This is a genomic window from Lentilactobacillus kisonensis DSM 19906 = JCM 15041 (assembly GCF_001434135.1).
Lineage (GTDB): Bacteria > Bacillota > Bacilli > Lactobacillales > Lactobacillaceae > Lentilactobacillus > Lentilactobacillus kisonensis.
In genome coordinates, this window is the sequence record NZ_AZEB01000063.1 from 1 (window position 1) to 3,396 (window position 3,396).

Consider the following 3,396-nt stretch of genomic DNA (forward strand, 5'->3'; position numbering starts at 1 on the left):
TGTGTCGGCAGTTCGATTCTGTCCCGCGCCACTATTTTAATAATTAATGCGGGTGTAGTTTAGTGGTAAAACCACAGCCTTCCAAGCTGTTGTCGCGAGTCCGATTCTCGTCACCCGCTTTAGCATTAATGGGCCTATAGCTCAGCTGGTTAGAGCGCACGCCTGATAAGCGTGAGGTCGATGGTTCGAGTCCATTTAGGCCCATATTGGAGAAGTACTCAAGTGGCTGAAGAGGCGCCCCTGCTAAGGGTGTAGGTCGCGTAAGCGGCGCGAGAGTTCGAATCTCTCCTTCTCCGTTATAAATGACCCGTTGGTCAAGTGGTTAAGACACCGCCCTTTCACGGCGGTAACATGGGTTCAAATCCCGTACGGGTCATTCACATGTGTAATTTTTATATTATCGCGGGATGGAGCAGTCTGGTAGCTCGTCGGGCTCATAACCCGAAGGTCGTTGGTTCAAACCCAGCTCCCGCAATTTTGGTTCGTTGGTCTAGTTGGTTAGGACGCCTGCCTGTCACGCAGGAGATCACGGGTTCGAGTCTCGTACGAACCGGTGATACAAGTTGTAGCATTGATAACCTGTATTTTACGATTATTTTAACGGTTAATGTAAAGAGTTAAAATGTAAGTAAATAGGCTTTCTATTCAGGAATTAACATTATTCCTTTGAATAGAAAGCCTATTTTGTTTGTATTTTAATATGATGACTTAGTTTCAGTTGTCTTGGCAGGCGTGTAATAAGCCTCGTGAGAATAGAAACTGGGGGAATCACGATACTCTTTTGGAATAAATTCATGAGAACCATTTTTCCATAGCTCAAAATCTGAGTATGAGTTCCATGTTGCTAGAATGACTCTCTGATTGATATCCTTGTGATAATTTAACGAGTAAATTGAATGCATCCCGTCCGGAAGACCATTGCTACGAAGCTTATTAATCCTCGCATCAAAGACCTTTTGTTGATCAAAGTTTAAGTCCATTGCAGAAAAGCTGATAAATCCATTCCACTTATCGGCCCCAGTATGACTTAAAATGTCGTAAAGAACTGGTGACTGGAAAACAGGCTCCTTACCAGAATAATCTAATAGCATCAGCTTATCATTTTGGTTGAGCGCCTGGTATAAAAGTAAATTTCTGTCAGGATGCTTAGCCTTGATCTCAGATAAAATCTGATCATTTCCAAATGTAATTACAATTTGTTTATCCATAGACCCACCTCCTACATCTAAGATTATTATACTTTTTTTAATGGACATAGCCAAACATTTACAATTTAGACATGCTAACTTATACTTGGAGCAAAAAGGGAGGAAATCTTTGTGAAATTGACGGTATTAGGCTTTTTAGGTGGCTATCCAGCCCACGGAAATGGTACTAGTAGCTATTTGTTGCAATCGGCTGGATTCAATCTTTTAATTGATTGTGGCAGTGCAGCGTTACTAAGCTTAGAAGAAACACTAGATCCACTGAAATTAAATGCGGTTATTTTGACTCATTATCATCACGACCATACTGCAGATTTAGGGGTTCTTCAATATTATTGGCAGCTCCATGCACAACGATACGCTGAACACGTCTTGCCGATTTATGGGCATAATGAAGATCAGCAAAATTTTTCCGGGCTTGACTGGCCGGGCGCAACTACCGGTATCGCTTATGATCCTAATCAAACATTAGTGCTAGGCCCATTTAAAATTGGCTTTCTTAAGACACATCACCCGGTTCCGGCGTACGCGCTAAAAATTGTTGATATAAAATCCAATAAGGTGTTAGTATTCACTGCGGACACCGCATATTTCGATCAACTAACACCGTTTTCGGCGCGGGCCAATCTCCTGATGACTGATACAAACTTCTTTGCTAATAAGACAGGTCAAAGGTGGCATATGACTTCCACGGAATCAGGAAAGCTGGCAAAAGATGCCCAGGTTGATCAATTACTACTAACTCATTTACCTGCAGAGGGCAATCTCAGTCAACTGAAAGATGAGGCCCAAATAACTGCCGGAGACATCCCAATAATCGTTGCAAGTCGCCACTTGGAAGTCACTATTTAAATTTGTCTAAAAATAGGTCTTTGTATGGTCATTCTGTGAATCTTATGACTTTTATAACAATCTTCTTTATAATCAAGTTACAGAAATGATTACTAGGAGGATGAAAATTATGACAGTCAATTTATTAACGACCCCCAGTTGCACATCGTGTAGAAAAGCAAAGCAGTGGTTAATCGACCACAAAATTGATTTTCGCGAAAGAAACATCTTTGCCCAACCCCTCAGCACAACGGAACTCAAACAGATTTTAATGTTGTCAGAGCGTGGGACAGAGGGCTTGATTTCAACCCGCTCTTACGTTTATGAACAATATAAGGATAAGATTAATACGTTAACGATTGGCGAGTTGATTAATTTATTGGCAGCCCACCCAGAAATGATTCGGCGACCAATTTTAATGGACGCTAAGCGATTAGAAATCGGCTTCAATGACGATGAAATCCGTCGCTTCTTACCCCGTGAGGTTCGCAAGAATGATTTGGAAAAGCTTATCCGTAATGCCCTGTGATAAAATGTTTTAATTACTTGTTAATAACCACTTTTAGCCGTATCATTTACATGGACAGTATTCATGGTACAATGTTACTATTAATAACCCTAGGATATTGAAAGGGGTGGCTAAAAATGGAAATGGAACGGATCAATGAGAACACAATCCGAGTATTAATCGGCAATGATGATCTTGACAAACGCGGGATTACTGTGCTTGATTTGCTCGGAAATCATAAACAGATTGAAAGCTTCTTCTACAGTATTCTTGAAGAGGTTGATAAAGATCATCAATTTCAGAATAATGATGCCGTCACTTTCCAAGTTCTTCCAAATCAAAATGGACTTGAATTGTTTATCAGTAAGGACGTCGATATATCCAACAGTGAAATGATGCTGGATTCTAAGGGTGGCGAATCTGACAAACGTGATCGGGTTTCTAAGTTTATTGATGAGCATCCTGACAGCGGTAAGTCACAATCCGTAGGTGATAGTAAAACGAATGATGAATTTGGTCACCAAAAGAGAACGGTGATTCTTGAATTTGATCAATTAAATGACTTTATTGATTTAGCAAAGGCCTTAAGACTGGAAAACGGAACTTCAGATCTTTACTTGTATCAAGATAAGTACTATTTGGTATTACAGTTATTCAGTAATGACCCAGTTGACATGGTTGTGAGTGATGAAGTTGCAATCGCCAATGAATATGGGCGTAAGACAACGGTGACTAAAGATCTGCTAACTGAGTATGGCCAACACCTAATGGAAAATAGTGCCTTAGAACTGAGCCGTTATTACTTTAAGTAAAATTGGATACAAACAATCTAAGATTAGATCCAGTTAGAAA

At 40.3% G+C, this 3,396-nt stretch carries 4 protein-coding genes and 6 tRNA genes; 9 read left to right on the forward strand and 1 reads right to left on the reverse strand.

Going from position 1 to position 3,396, the window contains the following annotated elements:
• Positions 1 to 48: 48 nt before the first annotated feature.
• From FC98_RS13520 to FC98_RS13545, 6 genes are all read left to right on the forward strand, one after another.
• A tRNA-Gly gene (locus tag FC98_RS13520) sits at positions 49 to 119 on the forward strand.
• 11 nt (positions 120 to 130) lie between these two features.
• Positions 131 to 204 (forward strand) — tRNA-Ile (locus tag FC98_RS13525).
• 4 nt (positions 205 to 208) lie between these two features.
• Positions 209 to 296: transfer RNA gene (locus FC98_RS13530), tRNA-Ser, on the forward strand.
• 8 nt (positions 297 to 304) lie between these two features.
• A tRNA-Glu gene (locus tag FC98_RS13535) sits at positions 305 to 376 on the forward strand.
• A gap of 25 nt (positions 377 to 401) precedes the next feature.
• Positions 402 to 475: transfer RNA gene (locus FC98_RS13540), tRNA-Met, on the forward strand.
• Between the two features lie 4 nt (positions 476 to 479).
• Positions 480 to 553: transfer RNA gene (locus tag FC98_RS13545), tRNA-Asp, on the forward strand.
• A gap of 142 nt (positions 554 to 695) precedes the next feature.
• On the opposite strand, the gene FC98_RS13550 is transcribed toward FC98_RS13545, so the two are convergent.
• The gene (locus FC98_RS13550; RefSeq protein ID WP_081467847.1) at positions 696 to 1,208 is read right to left on the reverse strand and encodes a monooxygenase; all 513 of its coding nucleotides are present in this window, start codon (positions 1,206 to 1,208) and stop codon (positions 696 to 698) included.
• Positions 1,209 to 1,319: 111 nt separating this feature from the next.
• On the opposite strand from FC98_RS13550, the gene FC98_RS13555 reads away from it, so the two are divergent.
• The 3 genes from FC98_RS13555 to FC98_RS13565 all read left to right on the forward strand — a co-directional run bounded on the left by FC98_RS13555 (position 1,320) and on the right by FC98_RS13565 (position 3,356).
• Complete coding sequence (locus FC98_RS13555) at positions 1,320 to 2,057, forward strand: MBL fold metallo-hydrolase (RefSeq protein WP_054656157.1); 738 nt, start codon at positions 1,320 to 1,322, stop codon at positions 2,055 to 2,057.
• A gap of 109 nt (positions 2,058 to 2,166) precedes the next feature.
• On the forward strand, positions 2,167 to 2,565 hold the full coding sequence (gene spx, locus FC98_RS13560; protein WP_040471996.1) for a transcriptional regulator Spx: 399 nt from the start codon (positions 2,167 to 2,169) through the stop codon (positions 2,563 to 2,565).
• 116 nt (positions 2,566 to 2,681) lie between these two features.
• Positions 2,682 to 3,356, forward strand: coding sequence for an adaptor protein MecA (locus FC98_RS13565; protein ID WP_054656155.1), 675 nt, complete (start codon positions 2,682 to 2,684; stop codon positions 3,354 to 3,356).
• Positions 3,357 to 3,396 lie beyond the last annotated feature (40 nt).